Source organism: Peribacillus sp. P4_D6 (assembly GCF_056401795.1).
Window position 1 is genome coordinate 30,175 of sequence record NZ_JBFUIQ010000003.1, and the last position, 25,962, is coordinate 56,136.

A 25,962-nucleotide genomic window follows, 5' to 3' on the forward strand; every position below is an offset into this window, starting at 1 on the left:
GAAAGAAGTGATTAATTTGAATAATGATGGAAATCAAATGGCATTCTTACGCAAGATTATTATTATCTCGACGTTAGGCGGTCTTTTGTTCGGATATGATACAGGTGTCATTAACGGTGCCTTGCCGTTCATGTCCGAAGCGGATCAACTTAACCTCAATTCACTTACGCAAGGACTTGTTGCCAGTTCACTTCTTTTAGGCGCGGCACTTGGAGCTTTTCTGGGAGGCAGACTTTCGGATTATGCGGGCCGCCGAAAAAACATTCTTTTTCTTTCGGTACTTTTTTTCTTTTCCACCCTTGGATGCACGTTTGCACCGAGTGTTACGGTCATGATTGCCTGCCGTTTTCTACTCGGCATTGCGGTAGGCGGTGCGTCAGTAACCGTTCCTACTTATTTGGCGGAAATGTCTCCAGCTGAACGACGCGGCCGGATCGTCACCCAAAATGAATTAATGATTGTTAGCGGACAGCTGCTTGCATTCATCTTCAATGCCATTCTTGGGACAACGATGGGTGACAGTTCACATGTTTGGCGTTACATGCTGGCCATTGCATCACTTCCAGCCATACTTCTTTTCTTTGGCATGATCAGGTTGCCTGAAAGTCCAAGGTGGCTTGTGTCCAAGAACAAAAATGAAGAGGCCCTGAAGGTTTTGAAAAGAATACGTATAATGGATGAGGCAGAATCGGAATTTCAGGGAATCAAAGCGACATTCGATGAGGAAAACCATGTTAAAAAAGCGACATATAAGGATTTGACCGTCCCATGGATACGGAGAATCGTCTTTCTTGGAATCGGAATTGCCATCGTTCAGCAAATAACGGGCGTTAATTCCATCATGTACTATGGTACCCAAATTTTAAAAGATGCAGGGTTTGAGACAAAAGCTGCTTTGATCGGGAATATTGCAAACGGTATCATTTCCGTTTTGGCAACATTTTTAGGTATTTGGCTGCTTGGTAAAATCGGGCGCCGTCCAATGCTCTTAACCGGTTTGATAGGTACTACGACCACATTGCTATTGATTGGCGTCTTATCGTCCCTTCTTGAAGGGACGGCTGCACTTCCCTATATCATTTTGACCTTGACTGTCACTTTCCTTGCCTTTCAGCAGGGGGCCATTTCACCGGTTACCTGGTTGATGCTTTCAGAGATCTTCCCGCTTCAAGTTCGTGGGCTCGGTATGGGTGTCACCGTATTTTTCCTTTGGGTCGTGAACTTTCTAATCGGCTTAACATTCCCGGTTTTACTAGATAAAGTCGGATTGTCTACCACATTTTATATCTTTTTCGCTTTTGGCATCATGGCTATCACCTTTGTGAAAAAATGTTTACCTGAAACGAGAGGACTTACACTTGAACAGCTTGAACAGAACTTCCGCAATCATGGAAAAGAACCTGCAAAGGAAATGACAAAAATAATTTAACAGTTATAGAGAAATGAACCAGATATGCATAAAAGGAGGAATATGATCATGACATTAAATTTTGGTGTAATAGGAACGGGTGCCATCGGCCGGGAGCATATTAAAAGAATTACAGACAAATTATCCGGAGGGAAAATTGTGGCTGTAACCGATGTGAATGAAGAGGCGGCAAAGCAGGTCGTGAAACAATATGGACTTGAGGCACTTGTATATCCGGATGACCAATCACTGGTAAACTCGGAAAATGTCGATGCTGTGCTTGTTACAAGTTGGGGCCCTGCACATGAGCAAAACGTATTGAATGCGATTGAAGCTGGCAAATATGTATTCTGTGAAAAGCCACTGGCAACAACGGCAGAAGGCTGCAGGAGAATTGCCGAGGCGGAAATGAAACACGGGAAGCGTTTGGTGCAAGTTGGCTTTATGCGACGTTATGATAGCGGTTACGTACAACTGAAAGAAGCCATTGATAGAAATGAAATTGGCGAGCCGCTCATGGTCCGCTGTGTACACCGCAACCCAGAAGTGGATGAAAAATATACGACGGAAATGGCGGTCGTTGATACATTGATTCATGAGATTGATGTATTGCATTGGTTAATCAGTGATGATTACAAATCAGTTCAAGTCATTTACCCGAAAAAAGCAAGCCGCGCGCATGCTAACTTAAAAGATCCCCAACTCATCATAATGGAAACGAAGAGCGGGATTGTCATTCAAGCTGAAGTATTCGTGAATTGTAAATATGGCTATGATATCCAATGTGAAGTCATTGGTGAGGAAGGTGTTGCATATCTTCCTGAACCAGCGAGCATCGTGACAAGGAAAGGCGCTAAACGGAGCACGGATATCTTGGTAGATTGGAAAGATCGTTTTATGGATGCATATGACATAGAAATACAGGATTTCATAGATTCCATTATAAAGACAGGTCAGCCGAATGGTCCGACTTCATGGGATGGATACATTGCTGCTGTAACAGCTGATGCTTGTGTAAAAGCACAGGAGTCCGGACAGAAAGAATCCGTTGACCTTGAAGAGAAGCCCGTTTTTTATACCGGAAAAATCACTGTACAGTGAACGTAATTATGCATTGAAACGAAAAAAAAAAWTATAGGGGGAAAGACCAATGAAACTAGCTTTGGATCCTACGATGTATGCCAATTTATCATTAAAAGAAATGGTCGATAAAACAGCTGAACTAGGCTATGAATATATCGAACTGTCACCGAGGGAAGATTTTTGTCCATTCTATAAATATCCTAAAGTGGATAAGGAACAGATTAAAAATTTGAAACGCTGGTGCAGCGACGCAGGTGTGAAGATATCCTCCTTGCTTCCGCTTTACTACTGGGCCGGTCCTGATGAGGAACGGCGCCAGGCCGCAGTCCGTAATTGGAAACGCGCCATTGAAGTGGCAGTGGAATTGGATGTTGACTTGATGAATAGTGAATTTAACGGATCTAAATTCAATGAAGTTATCTGTGAAGAGAAATTCATTAAATCGATGGATGAACTCCTTCCGGTATTTGAAAGGGAAAGCGTTAAACTGAATTTGCAGGCACACCCATTCGATTTCATCGAAACGCATGAGGGGGCGATGGATATGATCCGTGCCCTTGACCGTCCGTGGATCAACCTTGTTTATTCAACCGCCCATACATTTTTTTATGATGATGGCAAAGGCGATATCGCACCTATGTTCGATTCTGCCGGGGATCGCCTGCAACATGTCTTGTTTGCTGATACATTCAATCATAAAGCATCCAACGGACTCCGTTATATCGTCAATCCTCCAGGTGTCGAGGCAACCGTCCACCAGCATTTGAACATCGGCGAAGCCGAAGTTGACTTTGATACGATCTTCAAAAAACTGAAAGAAATGAATTTTGACGGCATCGCGACAAATGCAGTATTTGCTTGGATCGACAAAGCAGACTGGTCAAGTAAGCTTATGCTTGAAAAAATGAGAGACGGATTGGGTTTAGCAGAAAGAATTGGAGGCTGACAAAATGAAACTTTGTTTCAATCAAGCGACAACACTTGAAAATTCCAACTTGGTCAAAGATCTTAAACACTGTGAAAAACATGGTTACGATTATATCGAAATCCGTACCATGGATAAATTGCCTGAGTATTTGGAAACACACACAATTGAAGAACTGGCCGAATTTTTTAATGCAAATCATATTAAGCCACTGGCCTTCAACGCGCTCGTATTCTTTAATAATCGCGATGAAGACGGCCGTAAGGCGATAATAGCCGAATTTAAGAATATGATGAACATGGCGGAGAAATTGGGTGTGAAATATGTGGTGGCGGTTCCGCTTGTAACGGAAGCGAAAATATTGAAAGAAGATATTAAAAACAGCTGTGTGGAAGTATTGGCTGAGCTTTCCGAGATCGCTGAACCGTTTGGCGTCAAAATTGCAGTGGAATTTGTCGGGCATCCGCAATGTACTGTGAATACATTCGGTCAGGCATACGATATCGTTGAAACAGTCAACCGTGATAATGTTGGGTTGGTGCTGGACTGTTTTCACTTCCATGCCATGGGTTCAAGTTTGGAAGACTTGAAGAAAGCGGATGGGGCGAAAATCTTCATTTTACACATTGATGATACAGAGGATTTTCCAATCGGCTTTTTGACGGATGAAGACCGGGTATGGCCTGGACATGGTGCCATAGATTTAGACAGCATATTAACCATCTTGAAGGGAATTGGTTATTCCGACGTCGCCTCTGTGGAATTGTTCCGTCCGGAATATTATGAACTCGATGCTGAAGAAGCCATTAAGACAGCAAAAGAAACGACAATTCAAGTTATTTCGAAACATTTTGCACTGCAGAACTCATAAAGTGGATCATGTAATCTCGGGAATAAGGTGGTGAAGGAATAATGCCTTTAGTATCAATGAGAGAGATGCTTTTAAAAGCAAAAGCAGAAAGGTATGCTGTGGGTCAATATAATATTAATGGTTTGGCATTCGCCCAGTCGTTTTTACAAGCTGCCAATGAGGAACGAGCGCCGATCATACTTGCGGCATCGGACAGGCTTGTTGATTATCTTGGCGGATTTAAAACGATTGCGGCCATTGTAAAAAGCCTTATGGAAGAAATGGACATTACGGTTCCGGTTGCCCTTCATCTTGATCATGGAATGGATGTGGAACGATGCAGAAAAGCGATCGATGCGGGTTTTACATCGGTCATGATCGATGGCTCCCATCATCCAATAGATGTAAATATTGAAATCACCAAAATGGTTGTCGACTATGCCCAAAAGAACGGCGTTTCCGTTGAGGCGGAAGTGGGGACAGTCGGTGGGACGGAAGATGGACTCGTTGGCGGTATTCAATATGCAGATCCCCATGAATGCACGCGGATTGTAAAAGAAACAGAAATTGATGCACTAGCTGCTGCTTTGGGTTCCGTTCATGGCCCGTATCAAGGAGAACCTAAACTCGGTTTTGAGGAAATGGAATTAATTTCGAACATGACTAATGTACCTCTTGTCTTACATGGAGGCTCAGGTATTCCGTTGCACCAAATTAAAAAAGCAATTGAACTTGGACACGCCAAAATAAATGTTAATACCGAAAGCATACAAGTGTGGGCAAAAACCATTCGGGAAGTATTGGCAGTTGAAGGAAAAGTATATGAGCCGCGCGCCATTATCACACCAGCGAAAGAAGCTATCACCTCCGTCGTGAAGAGAAAAATGGCAGAGTTCAATACAAGTGGAAAGGCTTAAGAATGAAAAGGTGTTCCCGATTACGCTGCGGGCACCTTTTTGTACATTCACTTTTTTTCATGAGATGCCATTGCTGAAAGATAGTTCGCTGGTTAGGGGAAGTGTTGCAATGACTTTGTTACATAACGCACGTAATAGATTTTTATTTTTAGTGCTCTCATTTATTTTTTGGTTTTCAAATTTCATTTATATTCCCATTTTGTCTCCTTACCTTGAGACGATTGGAGGGGATTATACATTTATCGGCATGGTATTAGGCAGTTATGGGCTAATGCAATTTCTCTTCAGGCTTCCGTTCGGAATCCTATCCGACCTAATAAAAGTAAGAAAACCTTTTATTATATTTGGAATGGTCGTAAGTACATTGAGCTGCGTGACATTTGCATGGGCCGATAGTTTAGGCTGGATCCTTTTGGCCCGCTCGTTAGCTGGAATTGCCGCCGCCACCTGGGTAGCCTTCACCATTTTATTTTCCAGCTATTTTTCAGAACGTGATCTTCACCGAGCGATGGGAAGTATCTCGTTAGCTGTGGTTCTGGCACAGCTGCTTGGAATGGTGGTCAGCGGGTACATTGTCGATCAATGGGGATGGCACGCACCTTTTTGGGGAGGCGGGATCATCGGTTTCGTTGGTGTCGTCCTTTCGCTTTTTATTTACGAATCAAACGAGGATTTTCAGAAAGAGCCCATTCAATTGAAAGAACTGTTATCAGTCATGCTTGAACCAGGGCTTTTAAAAGTATCATTTCTATCCATTCTCGCACATGGCATCATCTTCTCGACAATGTTCGGGTTCACCCCGACATTTGCTTTAAAGCTTGGTCTCCAGACTGATGAGATCAGCATGGTCATCTTTTCATTCATGATTCCTCATGCTATTGCCACCATGCTTAGCGGGAAATTATTCGTACCATTATTCGGACAATGGAAGTTACTGAAACTAGCTTTTGCTCTAACGGCCATTTTTATAGCATGTACGCCATTAGCAGAAACAAAAGGGCTGCTTTTTCTGATTCAAGGATTGAATGGATTCTCATTAGGTACTCTTTTTCCCTTGTTTTTAGGAATGGCGGTAGAGGCGATTTCCCTTGAAAAAAGGGCAACGGCCATGGGGGCGTATCAAGCAATCTACGCGATTGGTATGTTCGCTGGACCTTTCATTGCAGGAATATTGATCTCTCATTTAGGTATTTCTTCAGGATTTTATTTCGCGGGGTCATTAGGTATAACCGCTTTATTCTTTATGATTGTATGGAGTCACCTTGAAAGGAAAGCAACAAAACATAATTTGAAATTGAACTAAGCGATGTGAACGCGATGCTAGTTTAATAGAGGAGGAGCACTTATGAAGGTTGGTTTAGTTACTGATATTTTAGGTTACATGCCATTTGAAGAGATGCTGGATACGTGTGTGGATCAGGGAATAGAGACACTGGAGCTAGGATGCGGGAATTGGTCGAAGGCTCCACATCTCGATCTCGATGGACTTCTTGGCAATGCGGCAAAACGAAAGCAATTTTTAAATGAATTGAATGTAAGGGGGATTAGCATTGCAGCGTTGAATTGTTCTGGCAATCAGCTTGATCCATCAGATGAAGGAGCCATGCATAAAGCCGTTGTTAATAAGACCTTTCAGCTAGCTGGGCTTTTAGGTGTTGAAACGGTTGTCATGATGTCGGGGTGTCCTGGCGGCGGACCAAGTGACAGGACGCCAAATTGGCTGACACATCCCATTTTGCCCTCACACTTTGAGATGCTTGATTGGCAGTGGAATGAAGTGGCATTCCCTTATTGGGAAAAAGCTGTGACAACGGCAAAACAAAACGGGGTTAGAAAGGTTGCCATCGAAAATCTAGGCTGCAATTTAGTTTACAATCCTGAAACACTCTTTAAATTGAGGCATGAAGTCGGTGATACGATCGGCATGAATTTTGATCCGAGTCATTTATTTTGGATGGGCGGCGACCCCATTTCGGCTTTAAGGGCTTTAGGAAGCGCAGTTTATCATATTCATGCAAAGGATGTCCGCTTGGAAAGAGGGATATATGACGTCCAGGGGTTGATTGATGTGAAACCAATGAACCAATATGCAGGTAGATCATGGAATTATGTTGCACTCGGGTATGGGCACGACAGTGGCTGGTGGAAGGAGTTTTTTACTATTGTTAAAATGATTGGTTATGAAGGGCCCATCGTTCTCGAAATGGAAGATTTGACAATGGAACCACTAACGGGCGTGAAAAAATCCATGAATGTTTTGAAAGAAACATTGCCTAGAGAATTCGATGTTTTAACATGAAGTCTAAATTACTTTATAATGGACTTAATGAAAATGACAAAAGAAATAGGCAGGTGGAGATAATAGTATGAAAATGAGCGATGTGGCGAAAATGGCCAACGTATCTCCTGCAACCGTTTCAAGAGTGCTCAGACAGCCGGATTTAGTCAGCGAGGAAACTAAACAAAAGGTGCTGCAGGTGATTGAAGAGATGAATTACAAGCCTCACATGATTGCCAGTCAGTTCAGGACTAAAGAGACAAAGATCATTCTGGTCGTCGTTCCGGATATCACAAGGCCCTTTTTTTCCGAAGTGCTTCGGGGCATTGAGCATACAGCTGTAGAAAATGGCTATCAGGTTATATTGGGAGATACGGAGAACGATATTGAACGGGAAAAGGAATATATCGATTTGCTTTACAAAAAGCAGGCAGATGGAGCGTTACTCCTTACTGCTAGAATGAATAGGGAAAGCCTGGAAAAACTATCAAATCAATTTCCGATTGTATTGGCATGTGAATACGTGGACGGACTGGACATTCCAACTGTTTCGATCGACAATGTAAGCAGTGCCAGAAAAGTAACGGAGCATTTAATCAAGCTTGGTTATAGACGGATTGCCCATATAACAGCGCCTATGAACATCATTCTTAGCCGGGATCGCCTAGGGGGGTTCCAGCAGGCGATGAAGAAGCATCACTTGAAAGTAAACCCGGAATACATCCAGGAAGGGGATTATGGCATTGACTCAGGTTATGACCAGATGGTGAAATTATTATCGCTTGAAAACAAGCCTGAAGCAGTGTTCGTTTTTAATGATGAAATGGCGCTGGGAGCTGTAAAGGCAATCCAGGATCATGGGTTGAGCGTTCCCGAGGATATTGCTGTCGTAGGTTTTGATAATTTGAAAATAGCATCGATTTTTAATCCGCATATGACGACCATTGACCAGCCTAAGTACGAAATAGGGAAAAAGGCAACGAACTTATTGCTGACCTTAATGAAAGGTGGAACCATTGAAAAGAAAAAATTCGTTCTGGAAGATGAGTTGATCATCCGCGAATCTTGCGGTTCCAAATTGGAAAAAAGCTTGAATTCATAAAAATGTTTGGTAAGATTGTTAGGTAAGTAAATGAATGGCTTCCTTTTATGGGAGCCTATTTACATTTCGACCAAAGATGTGAAAAAACCACATTAGGGGAGTTTGCCAAACATACTAAGAGGGTTTTTCAATGATGAAATTATACATTTATCAGCAGGGGATATAATATGAATCCCATTCAACTTGAATGTGGATTTTTTTGATGGCCTTTATATTGGAATAATCTTTTAATCTTCATACGTTTCACTTCGAATTGCCGGCAAATATTAAAAAGCGCCCTTAGCTTGAACAGCATCTATGGCTAAAGGCTAAGGACCATTCATGGATTACGGGGGATTTCAGTCCAGATGAATTTACAAATACTGTTTGTATTTCTTTAATTTATAGATGACTGTTGGCTGGYTGATGCCTAAATGTTCTGCCATTTCGTATGTGGTTTTACATTTTTTCCATGCTTTTGCAATCAGTTGCCTTTCAACCTTTTCCAGTGTCTTTTTTAAATCGAAATTCTCTTCACAATCCTGTTCGATTGCAAGGAAGTTGGAGTCTTCAGGCTGTTCAATTTGCCCTGTGATGGATTGCGGAAGGTGTTCGGGAAATATAATTGGTTCTTCGATGGTCAGGATTAACCGTTCAATTAAGTTTTCTAATTCCCGTATATTTCCGGGCCAATGATAATGGGTCAAAACTTCATATGTCGATGGATGGATTTTTTTGTATTTCTGGTATTTATCATTGGTTTTTTCTAAGTAATGCTGAATTAAGAGAGGGATATCTTCTTTACGTTCATGTAATGCCGGAATTTGGATGGGAATCACATTCAAACGATAAAATAAGTCCAATCTAAACTTACCTTGACTTACCATCTCCTTCAAATCTTGATTAGTTGCTGCAACTAGGCGGAAGTTAATATGGTTTTCTTTTTTTCCACCGATGCGCTTTATCTTTTTCTCCTGTAGTACTTTCAGTAATTTAGCTTGCATGGCAAGTGGGAGTTCCCCAATTTCATCCAAGAAAAGAGTACCGCTGTCAGCCTGCTCTATCAGGCCTTGCCTCCCTTGCTTATTTGCCCCTGTAAATGATCCCGGCTCATAGCCGAATATTTCTGATTCAAACAAACTTTCAGGTATCGTGCTGCAATTCACTTCGATAAAGGGTTCTTTCTTTCGGTTGCTTTGGTCATGAACAGCACGGGCAAAAGTGCTTTTCCCTACGCCGGAAGGTCCTAATAAGAGAATCGTGGCATCGGTTTTTGAAACATTATGGATCGTTTTTAAAATATGCTTCGTTTCATTACTTCTGGCAATCAGATAATGGTTATCCAGTTCTTTTTCTCTTAAATCCTCGACTTCCGTTTGATAGCCTTTAACTTTTCGTTGTAATTGTTCAAATTGATCCTGCAATTGCAGGATCTCGGTTTGATCCTGACCATAGCTGATTACCCTAACGAGGTGTCCTTCCTTATTAAAAATGGGATAGCCAGTCGACATGACAACATGACCCGTTTTTGTTTCTTGCATTATGCGTTTCGCTTTCTTTTCCTTTAAAACAATCGCATTGATGGAAGGTGCAAGAAGGCCCTCGCTTTCTAATTGATAGACGGAGGTACCGATATAAGAGTCACTTTTCATACCATAAATCTCCCAAAGCTTTGGGTTGGAATATAAAATGATTCCATCTTGATCGGTAATGAGAATGTTATTATTCGATGTTTCAATAATTTTATTTAGTTCTTCCTCCAGCATATCATCGTACATACGTTACGCTCCTTTGGGTTTTGGGATGCTGCTTAATTAAAATATAAATCAAAAAGTCTAAATAATCAAAATTTAAATCAAGAAACAAGAAAATGATTAAGTTTTTAATCATTTGATGAAACAAAATAATGAAAAGCCTTATATACCGCAGCGAAATAGTTGGCCTGAATCTTGCTTATGTAAAAGGTAAGAAGAGAATTTCCAAACAAGGGTGTTATGAATATCCATTCTATTAGAAAAGATGGAAGTTTGTATGACATCTGCAAATGCAATGGAGTGAAAAAAATAATAGTAGAATTAGAATTTAGGAGGATGTTACATGACGAAGTATCAACCGAAAGACTCATTCAAATCACCCCGTTTTTGTGGAGTGCGTACGTTTATGCGGCTCCCATTTGTTGAACAGATAGATGAAAATATGGATTTTGTCATTACGGGAATTCCATTTGATTCTGGGCAATCGTTTAGGACGGGTGCGAGATTCGGACCAGAAGCCATTCGCGATTTTTCAATCCTTTTACGTCCTTATAATCCCGAACAAGATATTAATATTTTTGACTATATATCAGGAATTGATTATGGCGATGTTCCGATCATCCCGGGGTATATTTCGGAAACATATAAAAAAATCGAAGAAGAGCTTACTCCCGTCATTGAAAAAGGGATCATTCCCATTTCATTGGGAGGCGATCATTCCATTACACTCGGGGAGTTACGTGCAATCGTAAAAAAACATGGACCCGTTGCACTGCTTCAGTTCGATGCCCACTCTGACACTTGGGATAGTTACTTTGATCAAAAGTATAATCACGGAACCGTTTTTCGCCGCGCAATAGAAGAGGGGCTCATCGATGTATCGCGATCTCTTCAAATTGGTATGAGGGGCGGACTGTATGGACCCGAAGATCTTCAGGATGCCCGGGATTTAGGTTTGGGAGTTTACACGACAAACGATTATAAGCGTATCGGGGTCGAGAAGATGTTAAGGGTCATTCATGAGCGAGTTGCGAATGGTCCGGTGTTTTTATCTTTCGACATTGATTTTTTAGATCCGGTTTATGCTCCGGGTACAGGGACTCCAGAAGTTTCCGGTGCCAGCATTGATGATGCTTTAGCCTTGGTGAGGGGATTGACGAATATAGATTTTGTTGGATTCGATCTTGTCGAGGTTTTACCATCATACGATCACGGACAAATCACGGCTGCCGCAGCCGCTAATATTGTCTATGAATTCATCACACTCATCGCACTCGCAAAAAAAGGGAAAATGGAGAAGAAAGAGAGAGTAGGAGATTTGGAAACGCAGCTTAATAATTAGTTTCCTCATTTAACTGTTAGAGAAGGAAGGAAGCGGTAAGTCCTTTCTTCCCTCTTTAAAAGCGATAAGAACAATACAAGCCCAAAAGGAGATGTGTACATGCATATTTTGGATATATCGATCATGATTCTATATTTTTCTGTTTTAATCATTGTGGGAGTTATCGGATCCAAACGGGCAAAAACAGCAGATGATTTCATTGTGGCAGGACGCAATCTTGGTCATTTTATGTATTTATCCTGTTTAGCTGCTGTGATATTAGGGGGGGCTTCCACTCTAGGAACAGCAAAGTTAGGTTATCAGTTTGGGATATCCGGTATTTGGCTAGTGGTGATGATCGGGCTCGGCATTATCGCTATTGGGCTGTTTTTAACAAATAAGATATTTAATTTAAAAGTATTGACGATCAGTGAAATGCTTGAGAAACGCTACAACTCTCAAACAAGATTGATCAGTGCCCTTGTCTCTGTTATCTATACATTCATGCTGACTGTAACGCAAGTGATCGGGATGGGGACAATATTACATGTTTTGGCTGGCTGGAATTTAACGGTTTCCATGATAGTCGGGGGCGGGATCGTTTTATTTTATACAATATTAGGAGGTATGTGGTCAGTCACCATGACTGATGTCGTGCAATTCGTCATCATGACGATCGGTATTTTCTTTATCATGCTTCCGATGAGCATCTCTAAGGCAGGAGGGTGGGGCTCGCTAAAAGAAAATCTCCCAGCATCACATTTCGAGTTAGGGAACATTGGCGGAGAGACGATTTTTCAATATTTCCTATTATTTACCCTCGGGGTAGTTGTTGGCCAAGATATTTGGCAGCGTCTATTCACTGCACGAACGAAAGCTGTTTCTCGTGGGGGAACGATTGGAGCGGGGTTATATAGTGTTTTTTATGCGATTGCAATCAGTATCATTGGAATGTGCGCTTTTATTATCCTTCCTGATTTAGGCGATCCCCAAAATGCATTTACCAGTATAGCGATGGTAACTTTACCTGCTGGTCTGTTAGGGGTTGTCATTGCGAGTGTGGTATCAGCCCTAATGTCCACTGCTTCAGGAACTTTGCTTGCTTCGTCCACTTTAGTTGTTAATGACATCATTAAAAAATATATTGGTCCAAAAATGAGTGAACGACAATTTTTAAAAACATCCCGAATTACAACTTTAACGATTGGTGTATTGACCATAATCGTTTCGATTTGGATTCAAGATATTTTAGTTGCATTGGATGTAGCTTACGCAATTTTATCCGGAGCTGTGTTCTTTCCGATCATCCTTGGTTTCTTTTGGAAAAGGGTCACGGCTACAGCGGCATTTTACTCGATTCTCGCCAGCATGATCGTTATCATTGTCGGATTGGTGATTAATGGACCTTCCTCCACTCAACCAATTCTGTACGGGCTCGCTACTAGTTTTGTCGTCATTACTACGATCACTCTCCTAAGTTCCAATAATGATCATATAAATGAAAGTGAAGTAAAGCAAGATATAAAGGGCAAAGCTGACATGGATACCATGGCTAATTGATGTTTCAGCAAAAAAACGGAAAAAGATTCGAGGAGGAACGAAATATGACAAAGACAATTTCCCTGCAACCGGCAACATTCAATACAATGGAAGAAGAACGCATTCACAGGAAGGAACGGTTGGCAGCTTCATTCCGCCTTTTTTCAAAGTTTGGTTTCGATGAAGGGATAGCAGGCCATATTACGGTCCGTGATCCTAAATATACAGACCATTTCTGGGTCAATCCGTTTGGGATGCATTTTAGTCAAATTTCCGTTTCGGATCTTATATTGGTTAATCATAAAGGTGATATTGTAGAGGGTGAACATTCTATTAATGGTGCTGCCTTTGCCATTCATTCTGAAATTCATAAAGCACGGCCGGATGCGATTGCAGCGGCACATGCTCATTCGGTCTATGGAAAAACATGGTCTTCCTTAGGGAGACTGTTAGATCCGATTACGCAAGATGCCTGCCAATTTTACAATGATCATGCATTATTTGATGATTTTACTGGTGTCGTTTATGCATCCGAAGAAGGTAGGCGCATTGCGAAGGCTTTAGGTCAATACAAAGCTGTCATCCTCCGCAATCRTGGATTGTTAACGGTCGGCCAATCTGTAGATTCAGCTGCTTGGTGGTTCATAACGATGGAACGTTCATGCCAAGCACAGATAATGGCTGAATCTGTAGGTAAGCCGATTTTTATAGAAGAAGAGTATGCCAAATTGACTGCAGAACAAACGGGAACGGAATATGAGGGATGGCTGAGTTTCCAGCCTCTGTGGGAAAGGATCAGAAAAGAGCAACCAGATTTCTTGAAGTGACCATGAAGCATGGCATGGTATAATCCCAACGGATTGCCTTCCCGTAAAAGAGGGAAAAAGGAATCGTATGTTCTTGAGGAGGTTTTATAATGTCCGCTTCTAAGAAAGCAGCACCTTCACTTTATATCAGGGTCGATATACCGGAAAAATACATCAATCAGTTTAAGGAGATTTGTTCGGAAGTTGTTGTCGAGCCATGGGAATTCGGCGAACCCGAACCACAGCCAACAGTTGATTTAACAAAGTTTGATGTCCTATATACGCTGGGGCTTCATGATAATCTTAACATTATAAAAAAAGCTCCAAAGATTAAATGGGTCCATTCAGACAGTGCTGGAGTGGAGGCCATGCTGAATGAAGATATACAAAACAGCGATGTCATCATCACCAATGTCAAAGGCTGCACATCTGTCCCGATAGCCGAGCATACAATTGCGATGCTATCTTCGTTAGCAAGAGGCGTACCGACAATGATCAGAAATCAAATAAACAAAACGTGGGTTGAAATTCCAGTGAAAGATCTTGAAAATGCGACAATGGGGATAATTGGGTATGGTGATATTGGCCATGAGATAGCCAAGAGATGTAAAGCGCTGGGTATGACCGTTATTGGGTGCCGCCGGAATCCCACCAAGAGGAACACCGAATATGAACCTGCTGATTTGATAATGGGAATGGATAAAGTGGATGAGGTCCTTTCCATGTCCGACTTTGTCGTCTTGGCCCTTCCGTTTACAAAAGATACTTCATACTTTTTTAATAAAGAACGCTTAAATAAAATGAAAAAAGGCAGTTATGTAATTAATGTCGGCCGAGGTAATACGATTGTCGATGAAGATTTAATTCATTCCTTGAGCAATGGGCACATAGCAGGAGCGGCTCTGGATGTGTTTGAAGTAGAACCTTTACCTAAGGACCACCCTTTTTGGCAGCTGGAAAACGTCATGGTATCCCCACATAATGCTTACAACTCTTCCAAGCACCTAGATCGTGTGATGGAATTATTCCTTAGAAATTTAAAGCTTTTTTCAGACGGTAAACCCCTAATGAACGTTGTAGAAAAAAAACTTGGTTATTAACAGCGATCGGTCTTTTGAAAAGAAATTCGAATGGAGTACAAGGGCAGACCCTGATTGGGTTTGCTTATTTTTGTTTAAAAGCCGCTGCTTCATCTTTTTCTTGTATAGGACAATCTCTGATCAGGAAAAGCTGGATATAAGGAGGCGATGTATGAATGGGTACTTTCGAAGTTATTTCCCTGATGCTAAGCTTTGGCATGTTTGTAATTGCTATTCTTGATTTCAAAAATCATGACAAGAATCCTTGAAGATATTGAGGCAGGCCGATGTGTTTGATTAATAATGGAAGCGTTTTAAAAAATTCTGGGTTATTTAAAGAGGTATTGATTTTGTCGATTTTTTAAACTTGCAGAGAACACCATTATGAGGTGTTCTTTTTTGTTTTGTTTCCAATGAGTTTTAATCGATATTCCATGCATACATAGGTATCATCTTTGACAAAACAATGATATACAAGTATAGTCTCTAATAGACCGGTTGATATAATTTCAAGGAGTGATCCAGCTATGGCAGAGAAACGAAACTCGAAAGACATTCTTATTGAAGCTGCTTCCAGACTTTTTCGTATACGTGGATATTACGGTGTGGGGCTTAAGGACATTATTGAGGAAAGTGGTATCCCAAAAGGTTCGCTGTATCATTATTTTCCGAAAGGTAAAGAAGAATTGGCGATCGAGGCGATTATTCATACAAAAGAATTCGTGATAGATGAAATTAAACGGGGGTTTGATGAAATTGAAGACCCTATTAAAGCCATTCAGTCTCATATTTTTCATTTATCCGAGGTTTTTGGTCATAGTGAAAATCTATTAGGACTGCCAATCGGGACGATTGCAGCGGAAACATATACGACGAGTGAGCAGATAAGAATGGCCTGTCAAGAAGCGATGGAAGATTGGCAATCCATTTATGTGAAGAAATTACTCGAAGCGGACTTCAGTGAGAAACGGGCAAAAGAATTGAGTATCGTAATCAATGCTTTGATTGAAGGGGGTATCCTTTTATCCTTAACGGCGAAAAACGGGGAACCTCTCCAAGCCATTGCGGAACAGATACCATTATTGCTGATAAATAAATAAGTCATGCGGAAAAATTATCTTAAGCTTAGGTCGAACAGTTAGTAATTGGAGGAATTATTTTATGTCAGCAGATGCAACACAGCAACAAAACCCTGTGATTAGGACGACCCCTATATTAATTGCATTTTTAATAGCAGGGTTCATCGGGTTATTCAGCGAGACGGCATTAAACATGGCGCTGGGGGATCTAATTCAAGAATTCAATGTCAGTCCTTCAACCGTGCAATGGCTAACAACGGGTTACCTATTGACATTGGGGATATTGGTTCCCGTTTCGGGACTCTTGATTCAGTGGTTCAATACTCGTCAATTATTCATTGCCTCAATGGTGTTCTCCATCATTGGGACGCTCATTGCAGCAATTGCACCCGGGTTCGGCATCTTGATGCTAGCTCGTGTCATCCAGGCAATCGGAACGGGTCTTTTATTGCCTCTCATGTTCAATACCATTTTATTGATTTTCCCTATTCATAAAAGGGGAGCGACGATGGGATTGATGGGGCTGGTGATTATGTTTGCCCCGGCCATCGGACCGACAGTTTCAGGCTTGATTATTGAAAATCTAAAATGGAACTACATTTTCTGGGTGTCTTTGCCGTTCTTTGTGATCGCTTTACTATTCGGTCTGAAGTATATGCAAAACGTTTCAATAATCACCAAACCTAAAATCGATGTACCATCCATTATTTTATCGACCATTGGTTTTGGGGGAATTGTTTATGGCTTTAGTATTGTTGGAGAGCAAGGATGGAGCAATGCGATCGTTTTATCCTCGATCATTGTTGGACTTATAGCGTTATTCCTGTTTGCTGTGAGGCAATTCAATATGGATAAACCAATGATTGACTTGCGCGTTTTTAAATACCCGATGTTCACGTTAGGGTTAATAACCGTCTTCATCACCTTCATGATCATCATGTCATCCATGATTCTCTTACCGCTATACCTGCAAACCGGGCTTGCATTAGCTGCGTTTTCTGCTGGGCTGGTACTATTGCCGGGGGGAGTGCTTAATGGTATCATGTCTCCGGTTACGGGGCGCATTTTTGATAAGTTCGGTCCAAGAGGGTTAGTGGTTCCAGGCTTCATTATCATGATTGTCATGTTATGGTCTTTGACGAACGTAACGACTGAAACGACGATCATAATGGTAATCGTCATGCACTCCCTCCTTATGATTGGTGTTTCGATGGTCATGATGCCGGCCCAGACAAATGGCCTGAATCAACTGCCAAAAAATCTTTATCCGGATGGAACGGCTCTAATGAATACATTGCAACAAGTATCGGGGGCCATCGGTACAACCGTTGCCATTACGATCATGTCAGCATCCCAAAAAAATTATATGGCAAATGCAGAAGATCCGTTCGATCCGTCTGCCATTAGCGGTTCATTGACTGCAGGCGTTCAAGATGCCTTTATTTTCGGCCTTGTCCTTGCAATCATTGGTTTGATCGTATCGTTTTTTATCAGAACAGCACGAGACCAATAAGATAAATTAGCCAGCAGGGAATGGAGTTTCTCTGTCTGGTTTTTTTTACTGGTATTTATTACCATATTTCATCAAAAACGAAAAAATCAGAGTGAATTATTTGAAAACTAACCACTTATCGGATAATCTTACACAATGAAAGTTACTAAAATTCAGCTCAGGTAAAGCGGTTAACAGGAGGAACTCAAATGAAAACAATAAAAACCAAAATGTTTGAACCTGTAACAATAGGTGCATGGAACTTAAAAACAAGAACGGCAATGGCTCCTATGACTCGGTCGTTTGCCGATAACGAAACTGGTGTTGTGAATGACCTGACCGTAGAATATTACCGAAAACGGGCTCAAGATGGAATCGGACTTATCATTACTGAAGGTGTAGTGATTTCACCAAGAGCAAAGGGCAATCCTGGAGTTCCCGGTATATATACTCAAGAGCAAATCGACGGATGGAAAAAAGTAACGGAAGCAGTACATGCTGAAGGCGGAACGATTATTGCGCAAATCTGGCATGTGGGCCGTGCAAGCCACCATGAAATTGCAGGAGGACTTCCTCCGCAGGCTCCGTCACCTATCGCTGCAGAAGGTAAGGTTTCACGATTCGGCAAACCTTTTGATACTCCTGAAGAAATGACAGAGACGGATATTGCAGAAGTTGTGAACCAATATAAACAAGCTGCAAAGAATGCAATGATTGCTGGTTTTGACGGCGTTGAAATTCATGGTGCACATGGCTACTTAATAGACCAGTTCAATTCTGACACCTCCAATAAAAGGACCGATCGGTACGGTGGTGATTTAAAACAGCGTCTGACATTTATGAAGGAAGTGCTAAAAGCAGTTATTGATGCGGTAGGAGCGGAACGTACCCTTATTCGTTTCTCGGCTTTGAAAATTGACCAGCCGTCTTATATGTGGGAAGACCCTGAAAAAGCGATCCAAACATTTATTGAAGCGTTCAATGAAACAGGAGTCAAAATGATTCACCCATCCACGATGGAATTTACCAAACCGATTGCAAGAGGATTGACCATGCATGAATTGGTACGCAGCCACTGGGATGGAATCATAGTCGGTGTGGGCGGGCTTGATCCTGAAACAGCGGAAGCAGCACTGGAAAAAGGAATCATTGACGTTGCGGCGATTGGCCGTCCGCTTATAGCCAACCCGGATTATCTGGCACGAATTAAGAAAGATGAAAAACTTGTTGATTACGAGGTAAAGAAACATTTAGGGCATCTGATTTAATAGGGATAAAATGTAAGGCTGGCTTGTTCTTTGACAGGACACCGCAGCAACCATACTTCATTTTCTAAAACTGATGCGATTCTTCTTCAAGAAGGGTCGCCTTTTCTTATGAACATAAAAGGGGAGAGTGGATGGTATATCGATGGAACGTATCATGGTTATCGGAGTGTCCGCGGGTGTCGGGAAATCTACTTTTGCAAGAAGGCTTGGAGATCATTTGAATATCGAGGTATATCATTTGGATACATTCTACTGGAGGCCTGGCTGGGTGGAGGCTCCTTTAGAGGATTTTATTTCTGCTCAAAAGGAAGTAGTGAGTCATGACAAGTGGATCATGGAAGGCAACTATAGTCATTCTTTTAACCTGCGTTCGGAGCTAGCCGATACGATTATTTATTTAGAACTTCCTCTCCGTGTTTGCCTTTACCGTGTGATAAAACGCTGGTTGTCTAATCTAGGTAAAACAAGGACCGATATGGCTAAAGGCTGCCATGAAAAACTAGACTGGGAGTTTATCAAATTTATCATATCCACTTACTTTCCTCGCAAGAAAGAAATGAAAATCAAATTGGCAGATCTTCAAAAGAGTGACCCTGAAAAGGTGATAGTTATGTTAAAAAGTAAGCCCGATATTGAAGGATATTTGTTGAATATGAAGGGATAAGCTTCTTACCATTAATCTTTATGAATCTTAGAGATTTTCAAAACTGGGTCTTTCCTGATCTTAACAACGAGCTCATAAGCACAAATGGAAAAGGGATCTTCCAATCGAAGATCCCTGAGACTTTAGACAAAATCGAAGAAACCGAGTTTGGCTGCGAACAATTTACGATTACGGCAACTCAGTAATCTAGTCTTCATCTTTTTACTAAAGGTTTTACATTTTGCGGGATAGGGGAGATATAGCTTTTTCCTTGTAATCGTTCTTTTAGTTCCGTTTTTGCCTTTTCGATTAATTCCGGATTTTGAAGTACTTCTACTGCAGTTGCCGCAATAACCTTGCCGGCATGAAGCATTCCTTTATGGGCAATGGTTGTTGATCCCAGTGTAACCCACTGCCAGCTATGCAAAGGTGACCCAAGAACAAAACAAGCCGTTGTGCATTGGGCAGTAGGAACAATCCAGCTAACATCTCCCACATCCGATGAACCTGTTAATGGCGCTTGGAGGCCATCAATGGGTTCTAACCAATTTGCCAGTGCATCATCTTGATTATCTTTAAATGGATTGATTGTACTGTTCCTTTCTTGTTCGGTTAAGGTGGCGCGGATTTCTTTGGCAAGCTGTTTTTCATCATCATCGTGTTGTGGAATGCCTAATTCTTGAAAATTTTTATGCATGACGGAATCTAACACAGTGTTTTGGATAACATTGGAACAGGCTTTGTCAAAAACGATTTCCAATTCAGTTCCTGTCATCAGGGCAGCACCTTTAGCAATATTACAAACTCTTAAGTAAATATCTTGAACTTGTGAAACTTCTGGAGCTCGTAATAAATAAAGAACTTCAGCATCTTGTTGGACAACATTAGGAGATAATCCACCTGAATTCGTTATTGCATAATGGACTCTTGCTTCCTGGATAATATGCTCTCTTAAATAGTTCACGCCAACATTCATAAGTTCTACGGCATCTAAAGCACTCCGTCCCAAATGTGGTGATGCTGCTGCATGGGAGCTTTTGCCTTTAAACTTATAATACACTTGGAAATTGGAAAGTGAATCCATCGACATGACGCCGTTAACATCCAGTGGATGCCAACAAAATGCAAAATCAACGTCATCGAACAAACCTTCTCTGACCATGAATGTTTTGCCTGATCCGCCTTCTTCTCCAGGACATCCATAATAACGAACTGTCCCATTTATATGATTCTCTTCCATATAATCCTTCACTGCAACAGCTGCAGCTAAAGATCCCGTACCAAGTAAATTGTGACCGCAGCCATGGCCATTTTCACCTTGTACTAGTGGCTCCTGTTTAGCCGTAGCCGCTTTTTGACTCATACCTGACAATGCATCGAACTCTCCCATGATTGCCACAATAGGTTTACCGGTTCCAAAGCTGCCGATGAATGCCGTTTCTATGTTTCCGACACCTTTTTCAACAGAAAATCCTTCGCTTTCTAATGTTTTGCATAGCAATTCAGCAGATTGATATTCTTCAAAACGTGTTTCTGCAAAATTCCATATACAGTCACTGACTTCAATGAATTTTTCTTTTTTTTGTTCAATGATTTCCGATAGTCTATTTACATATGTCATTTTTCACTCTTTCCTTCCTATATATATACTGAAAAATTATTTTAAAAGCCGTCTAGCAATAAGATTCAAAAGTTCTACACTCCTTGGTAAAACCTCTTCTTGAATATCAAATTTAGGGTGGTGATGTGGTGCAGGAATATCAGTCCCAATAATCATATATGTCCCTTTCCCGCCATTATCCTGTACTCTTCGAATCATGAAACTTGCATCTTCGCTTCCAGCAGAACCGGATTTCCTGCATGCTTCGATTGTTGAAAAACCATCTACATTCCTGGCTTCTTCCATGGCCAGTTCGACAAGTTCTTGATCACAGCGAATCGTAATTGCTTGTCCTATAATTTCAATTTCATGTTCAAGCTCATGCATACCTGCACTATGAGCCACGATATTTCGAACACGTTTCTCCATTTCAGCATTTGCTTCTTCGGTTACAGATCGGGTTTCAATGATCATTTTTGCATGCGCTGGAATAATATTAGCGGCTGTTCCTCCATTAAGAACACCTACGTTCACACGGGTCGAGCCTGAACTGAATCTAGGAATGGCATGAATATTTAACAATGCGGTGGCTGCTCCCAATAATGCATTTTTACCTTTTTCAGGAGAAGCACCTGCATGAGAAGATACCCCATGAAAATGTGCAGCCATTTTCGTACTTGCTAAAAATCCGGAAGACCCACCGTGAAATTCTCCTAGAGGGACATCTGTGCCAAGGTGCAGACAATATATATGATCCACATCATCCAAAATTCCTTTTTGTACAATTGAATAGGCACCGCGTACGCCCTCTTCAGCTGGTTGAAAAATTAGCTTTACGGTTCCTGCGAAATTGCCATCCGCTAATTTTTCAGCAAGTCCTAAGCCAATGGCTGTATGGCCATCGTGTGCACAGGCATGCATATTGCCTTCATATTTTGAACGAAAACCGTTTATTTGCGGGAAGTGGTCAGAATCAGTACTTTCCGTAACAGGCAATGCATCCATATCAAAGCGGAAAGCAACGGTTGGGCCAGCCATTTTTCCTTTTAATACACCAATGACGGCAGTATATCCACCCTCCATTTCTTGGAGGATCTTTGGATTGGCACCATCTTGTAATGCTCTATTAAATGTTTCCTCTAATACTTCGATAGGGGGGACTCCACGGCGAGAATCACCATCTAAAGCGTCTTTTCCAAATATCACGTTATACTTCAGGGAAGTTAGTGCTTCCACTACCTTTGAAGCAGTACGAAATTCCGTAAAGCCAACTTCCGGGTGTTGATGAAGATCACGTCTTAAAGAAATAATATCCAATTCGTTTCACTCCTAATTTTATTTGATGATAATTCGTATCATACGATTTAGTGTCTATATCAAGCGGCCCAGCCCCTCAAGTCGCTTAAGGGACATACGGGGCGCTTGGGACTTTTCAAATTACGGTAATTTCGGATATACTCCGGGACCAATTGGGAGGCCAAGGAAATACCAAACCACAACCAATAATGTCCAAATGATGAAGATGATAATCGGATAAGGCAAAATAAGAGAATAATAAGTTCCTAGTTTTGCATCTTTTCGATACTCTTGTAAGAAACTTAAGAATAGTGGGACAAATGGAGATACAGGTGCCAATGGCAGTACAGATGAATCTGCTACCCTGAACAACATTTGGGCGAAGGCAGGATGATAGCCTAATACCATGAACATTGGGACAAAAACGGGTGCCAATATAGACCATATTGCCGATCCGCTGGCAATGAACATGGAAAGAAGTCCAGATAAGAACATTAGCCCTATTAGGACAGGTGCACCTTCTATGTTTAGCTGTTCCAACAGATCTGTGATGGATAAAGCCAAAAACTTACCCATATTACTCCAGTTAAAGCAAGCGACAAACTGGGAAAGCGGGAAAACCATAATAATGAATCCGGCCATGCCTTTAATTGGGTCTACCAATAATTCCGGAATGTCATTTTGTTTCTTGATTGCTCCCACCTTAACTCCATAAGTAATGGAAACTGTAAAAAAGAAGAGTAAGATGATTGCGACAATTCCGGACATGAATGGAGAAGGGAGGATGGCTCCGGTTTCTGGATTTCGCAATAGGGCTCCTTCTGGAACGACTAGAATGGCCATAACAGCTATAAAAATCAATGCTGAAATACCTGTAGCCAGGAGTGCTTTGTTTTGTTGCTTCGTTAATTGCTCCAATTTTTTATGTTTACCGCCACCTTCATACTTTCCTAAACGCGGCTCAACAAATTTATCTGTAATCAAGGATATAACTACCGTGAGTACGAGAACGGAAGTCGCCATAAAGAACCAGTTATCCGTAACATTAACGGTCAAATTTGCATTCATGCCTTTCGCTACTTCCGAACTGATTCCTGAAAGCAAGACATCTGTTGTGACGATTAATAAGTTGGCAGTGAAACCTGAACCAACCCCAGCAATGGCAGCGAGCAAGCCTGCAACAGGGTGCCGTCCCACAGCAAGGAAAATCAAAGCTCCAAGGGGAGGCATGATGACAAGCGCAGCATCAGAAGAAACATGACTGAAGAAGGCAACAAATACAACTAAATAACTTGCGTATTTCCCTGAGACCTTTAACGACATTTTTCGAATCAAAACTTCTAACAATCCGACCTTTTCAGCGAGTCCCACTCCCAGCATTAGGGCTAAAATAGATCCCAATGGTAAAAACCCTGAAAAGTTTTTAATCATATTCGGCAAAATCCATTGGATGCCTTCACGGCTTAAAAGGTTTTGAACTTCCACTTTCTCTCCACTAATAGGGTCCGATGCCGAAACATGGAAAACGGATAAGAGAGCGGTTACAACAAATAAAAAGGCAATCATATAAATAAATAAGATAAAGGGGTGGGGGATTTTGTTTCCTATTCGCTCTACTCTATTGAAAAAACCACCCGTTTTCTGATTTTGAAGATTAGTTGTATCTTTGATTACTTTTTGTTCCATTACATTCTCCTCCTAAACCTTCTTCCATTTGTAGTTTTGCGTTTTGTAGCATTCCCTTTATAAACTTTTTCTCTAAACCTGCCTTAAACTCAAATTAGCGTCTATCATCCTTTGTGAACTTCATTAATCTCTTCCAAGTATACTGATTTTATTTAACGAATACTTAACGCTATTTTCGTTAAATGTATTATATAATTAAGAATAATCTATTTCAATAAAATTTTCTGAATAAAAGGAAATTATTTTCTGGTAATTGTTGTAAAGTAAACAATGGAATGCGAAATCATTGAATGATTAAATCCTGCCATTCTTGAACTTACGATAGATAAGTAAACCATATTAAGCAGCACCGTTTATTCATGTCAAACGGTTCTTTACCATGCTTGTATATTTGGATATCATTTTTATTCCCTGTTAGGGTTGGTTATTTTGATATAATAAAACGAATAGTATGATGTAGGGGTGAAATAAACTTGTATAAAATTGGGGTTGTTGGTCCACTTTCATCTTTAAAGAAAATTCGGGATGTCACTAATGAATTTGAACATGAAATAGATTTTATTGATTTTCCATATGAAGATGCACGTGAGGTGACGGACATTATAAAAAAACATCAAAGTACAGTAAATGGTTGGTTTTTCTCTGGACCGGTACCTTATAGAATAGCAAAAGGAATGTTGGATTCAGAGGCTAATTTTACATATTGTCCCCCTGTAGGATCTAGTTTATATCGATGTTTATTACAAATGTCTGCAGATCAAAAACATTTTTTCGATAAGTTGTCCATCGATATGATTCGATTGGAAGACTTTTTTCTTCATGAGTCGCTGCAAGAGCTGGGGATTTCCACTGAACATATTTATGTAAAAACATTTGATGAACAATATGATTATCAAGAAATTGTCCAATTTCATCTTCAGTTGTGGAGGGAAGGGGAGGTACATGGTGTCCTTACCGTTTTACAATCTGTTTATGAGGCCTTGAAGAAGGAAAGTGTTCCTGTCTACAAAATTAATATGACCAAAATGGAAATTCGGCAAGCGGTCAAAATTTTAATTGAAAAGGCAAAAAGTACTTATTTCAAGGATAGCCAGATTGGTGTCGAAATCATTGAAATTGATCAGTTTGATCAATTTGTTGACGAGGTTAATATTCGTTACCATCTCCAGCATTTGGAGCTTAAGATTAAACAAACATTGCTTACATTTTGCGAAAAATTAGATGGATCCCTCATCGAAAATGGAAACGGACGCTATCAAATATTTAGTTCACGAAAGGCCATTGAACGGGAAATTGGCAGCTTGCGAAGTACTGTTCAACAACTGGCCCTTGAGATGGATGTTTCTGTTGCAGTCGGCATTGGTTTTGGTGAAACGGCAGCATCGGCAGAAATCAATGCCCGCAAGGCGATCCGTCATTCAAAAAAGAAAGAAAGTTCTGGAATTGTTGTTATCCAGGAAGATGGTGTAATGATCGAATCCGTAGGTCAAGAAGAACAATTGGCATACACCTTCCGTTCCAATGATAAAGAACTGCTGGATAAATTGAATCAGGCTAACATTAGTGTGAAAACGTATAAAAAGATAGAAGCATTGATCGATCGTATGGGCTGGGATGGCTTCACTTCCTCGGATTTAGCTTCCCATTTATCCATGACCGTTCGAAATGCCCAGAGAATCATGAGTGGTTTGAGTGAAATCGGTTTAGTGGAGTATAAAGGAGAAGAACTTCAATCACCTCGGGGAAGACCTCGTAAAATTTATATGTTAAAGAAAGCCAACTCTTTAGAGAAAAATTAGAAGTAGTATGGAAGTGAATTTATCGGGTATTTATCTTGCTTTTTAGAGAGGAGTTAAA

At 41.0% G+C, this 25,962-nt stretch carries 22 protein-coding genes; 18 read left to right on the forward strand and 4 right to left on the reverse strand.

The features are described 5' to 3' along the window. Positions 1 to 16: 16 nt before the first annotated feature. The 8 genes from AC1DVB_RS02545 to AC1DVB_RS02580 all read left to right on the forward strand — a co-directional run bounded on the left by AC1DVB_RS02545 (position 17) and on the right by AC1DVB_RS02580 (position 8,563). Positions 17 to 1,429: a sugar porter family MFS transporter gene (locus AC1DVB_RS02545; protein WP_057275582.1), complete on the forward strand. Its 1,413-nt coding sequence runs from the start codon at positions 17 to 19 to the stop codon at positions 1,427 to 1,429. A gap of 48 nt (positions 1,430 to 1,477) precedes the next feature. After that, on the forward strand, positions 1,478 to 2,509 hold the full coding sequence (gene iolG / locus AC1DVB_RS02550; protein WP_057275583.1) for a bifunctional inositol 2-dehydrogenase/D-chiro-inositol 1-dehydrogenase: 1,032 nt from the start codon (positions 1,478 to 1,480) through the stop codon (positions 2,507 to 2,509). 49 nt (positions 2,510 to 2,558) lie between these two features. Continuing rightward, positions 2,559 to 3,437: a sugar phosphate isomerase/epimerase family protein gene (locus AC1DVB_RS02555; protein WP_057275584.1), complete on the forward strand. Its 879-nt coding sequence runs from the start codon at positions 2,559 to 2,561 to the stop codon at positions 3,435 to 3,437. Between the two features lie 4 nt (positions 3,438 to 3,441). Beyond that, entirely contained in the window at positions 3,442 to 4,287 is an 846-nt protein-coding gene (iolI, locus tag AC1DVB_RS02560; protein WP_477588072.1) for a 2-keto-myo-inositol isomerase, read from the forward strand. A 41-nt stretch (positions 4,288 to 4,328) separates the two neighbouring features. After that, positions 4,329 to 5,183, forward strand: coding sequence for a class II fructose-1,6-bisphosphate aldolase (gene fba / locus AC1DVB_RS02565; RefSeq protein ID WP_057275586.1), 855 nt, complete (start codon positions 4,329 to 4,331; stop codon positions 5,181 to 5,183). Positions 5,184 to 5,292: 109 nt separating this feature from the next. Then, positions 5,293 to 6,486: an MFS transporter gene (locus AC1DVB_RS02570; RefSeq protein WP_454862173.1), complete on the forward strand. Its 1,194-nt coding sequence runs from the start codon at positions 5,293 to 5,295 to the stop codon at positions 6,484 to 6,486. Between the two features lie 42 nt (positions 6,487 to 6,528). After that, positions 6,529 to 7,482 (forward strand): sugar phosphate isomerase/epimerase family protein, encoded by a 954-nt coding sequence (locus tag AC1DVB_RS02575; protein ID WP_454862174.1) that lies wholly within the window; start codon positions 6,529 to 6,531, stop codon positions 7,480 to 7,482. Between the two features lie 67 nt (positions 7,483 to 7,549). Continuing rightward, positions 7,550 to 8,563, forward strand: coding sequence for a LacI family DNA-binding transcriptional regulator (locus tag AC1DVB_RS02580; RefSeq protein WP_264640353.1), 1,014 nt, complete (start codon positions 7,550 to 7,552; stop codon positions 8,561 to 8,563). 353 nt (positions 8,564 to 8,916) lie between these two features. Here the strand turns inward: AC1DVB_RS02580 and AC1DVB_RS02585 are convergent, their stop codons facing one another. Next, positions 8,917 to 10,320: a sigma-54 interaction domain-containing protein gene (locus tag AC1DVB_RS02585; RefSeq protein WP_477588075.1), complete on the reverse strand. Its 1,404-nt coding sequence runs from the start codon at positions 10,318 to 10,320 to the stop codon at positions 8,917 to 8,919. Between the two features lie 319 nt (positions 10,321 to 10,639). On the opposite strand from AC1DVB_RS02585, the gene speB reads away from it, so the two are divergent. The 9 genes from speB to AC1DVB_RS02630 all read left to right on the forward strand — a co-directional run bounded on the left by speB (position 10,640) and on the right by AC1DVB_RS02630 (position 19,544). Continuing rightward, on the forward strand, positions 10,640 to 11,638 hold the full coding sequence (speB, locus tag AC1DVB_RS02590; RefSeq protein WP_048689085.1) for an agmatinase: 999 nt from the start codon (positions 10,640 to 10,642) through the stop codon (positions 11,636 to 11,638). Positions 11,639 to 11,737: 99 nt separating this feature from the next. Next, positions 11,738 to 13,177 (forward strand): sodium:solute symporter family protein, encoded by a 1,440-nt coding sequence (locus tag AC1DVB_RS02595; protein ID WP_145504866.1) that lies wholly within the window; start codon positions 11,738 to 11,740, stop codon positions 13,175 to 13,177. Continuing rightward, the gene (locus tag AC1DVB_RS02600; protein WP_477588117.1) at positions 13,177 to 13,983 is read left to right on the forward strand and encodes a class II aldolase/adducin family protein; all 807 of its coding nucleotides are present in this window, start codon (positions 13,177 to 13,179) and stop codon (positions 13,981 to 13,983) included. The genes AC1DVB_RS02595 and AC1DVB_RS02600 overlap by 1 nt, the downstream gene beginning before the upstream one ends. An 89-nt stretch (positions 13,984 to 14,072) precedes the next feature. Continuing rightward, on the forward strand, positions 14,073 to 15,062 hold the full coding sequence (locus AC1DVB_RS02605; RefSeq protein WP_430755602.1) for a D-2-hydroxyacid dehydrogenase: 990 nt from the start codon (positions 14,073 to 14,075) through the stop codon (positions 15,060 to 15,062). Between the two features lie 155 nt (positions 15,063 to 15,217). Further along, complete coding sequence (locus tag AC1DVB_RS02610; protein WP_220126990.1) at positions 15,218 to 15,310, forward strand: putative holin-like toxin; 93 nt, start codon at positions 15,218 to 15,220, stop codon at positions 15,308 to 15,310. A gap of 258 nt (positions 15,311 to 15,568) precedes the next feature. Further along, a complete protein-coding gene (locus AC1DVB_RS02615) occupies positions 15,569 to 16,141 on the forward strand; it encodes a TetR/AcrR family transcriptional regulator (protein ID WP_106026772.1) in 573 nt (190 codons plus the stop codon). A 61-nt stretch (positions 16,142 to 16,202) separates the two neighbouring features. Next, the gene (locus AC1DVB_RS02620) at positions 16,203 to 17,633 is read left to right on the forward strand and encodes an MDR family MFS transporter (RefSeq protein WP_328118267.1); all 1,431 of its coding nucleotides are present in this window, start codon (positions 16,203 to 16,205) and stop codon (positions 17,631 to 17,633) included. A gap of 188 nt (positions 17,634 to 17,821) precedes the next feature. Next, a complete protein-coding gene (locus tag AC1DVB_RS02625; RefSeq protein WP_057275595.1) occupies positions 17,822 to 18,880 on the forward strand; it encodes an alkene reductase in 1,059 nt (352 codons plus the stop codon). A 142-nt stretch (positions 18,881 to 19,022) separates the two neighbouring features. Then, entirely contained in the window at positions 19,023 to 19,544 is a 522-nt protein-coding gene (locus tag AC1DVB_RS02630; protein ID WP_063577272.1) for a P-loop NTPase family protein, read from the forward strand. A gap of 193 nt (positions 19,545 to 19,737) precedes the next feature. On the opposite strand, the gene AC1DVB_RS02635 is transcribed toward AC1DVB_RS02630, so the two are convergent. The 3 genes from AC1DVB_RS02635 to AC1DVB_RS02645 all read right to left on the reverse strand — a co-directional run bounded on the left by AC1DVB_RS02635 (position 19,738) and on the right by AC1DVB_RS02645 (position 24,105). Further along, positions 19,738 to 21,144 carry a M20 family metallopeptidase gene (locus AC1DVB_RS02635; RefSeq protein WP_477588080.1) on the reverse strand — a complete coding sequence of 469 codons (1,407 nt, stop codon included), beginning with the start codon at positions 21,142 to 21,144 and terminating at the stop codon, positions 19,738 to 19,740. A gap of 36 nt (positions 21,145 to 21,180) precedes the next feature. Continuing rightward, on the reverse strand, positions 21,181 to 22,440 hold the full coding sequence (locus AC1DVB_RS02640; protein WP_057275598.1) for an amidohydrolase: 1,260 nt from the start codon (positions 22,438 to 22,440) through the stop codon (positions 21,181 to 21,183). 120 nt (positions 22,441 to 22,560) lie between these two features. Next, a complete protein-coding gene (locus AC1DVB_RS02645; RefSeq protein WP_098864956.1) occupies positions 22,561 to 24,105 on the reverse strand; it encodes an AbgT family transporter in 1,545 nt (514 codons plus the stop codon). A gap of 473 nt (positions 24,106 to 24,578) precedes the next feature. On the opposite strand from AC1DVB_RS02645, the gene AC1DVB_RS02650 reads away from it, so the two are divergent. Further along, positions 24,579 to 25,904: a helix-turn-helix domain-containing protein gene (locus AC1DVB_RS02650; protein ID WP_239860373.1), complete on the forward strand. Its 1,326-nt coding sequence runs from the start codon at positions 24,579 to 24,581 to the stop codon at positions 25,902 to 25,904. Positions 25,905 to 25,962: the final 58 nt, after the last annotated feature.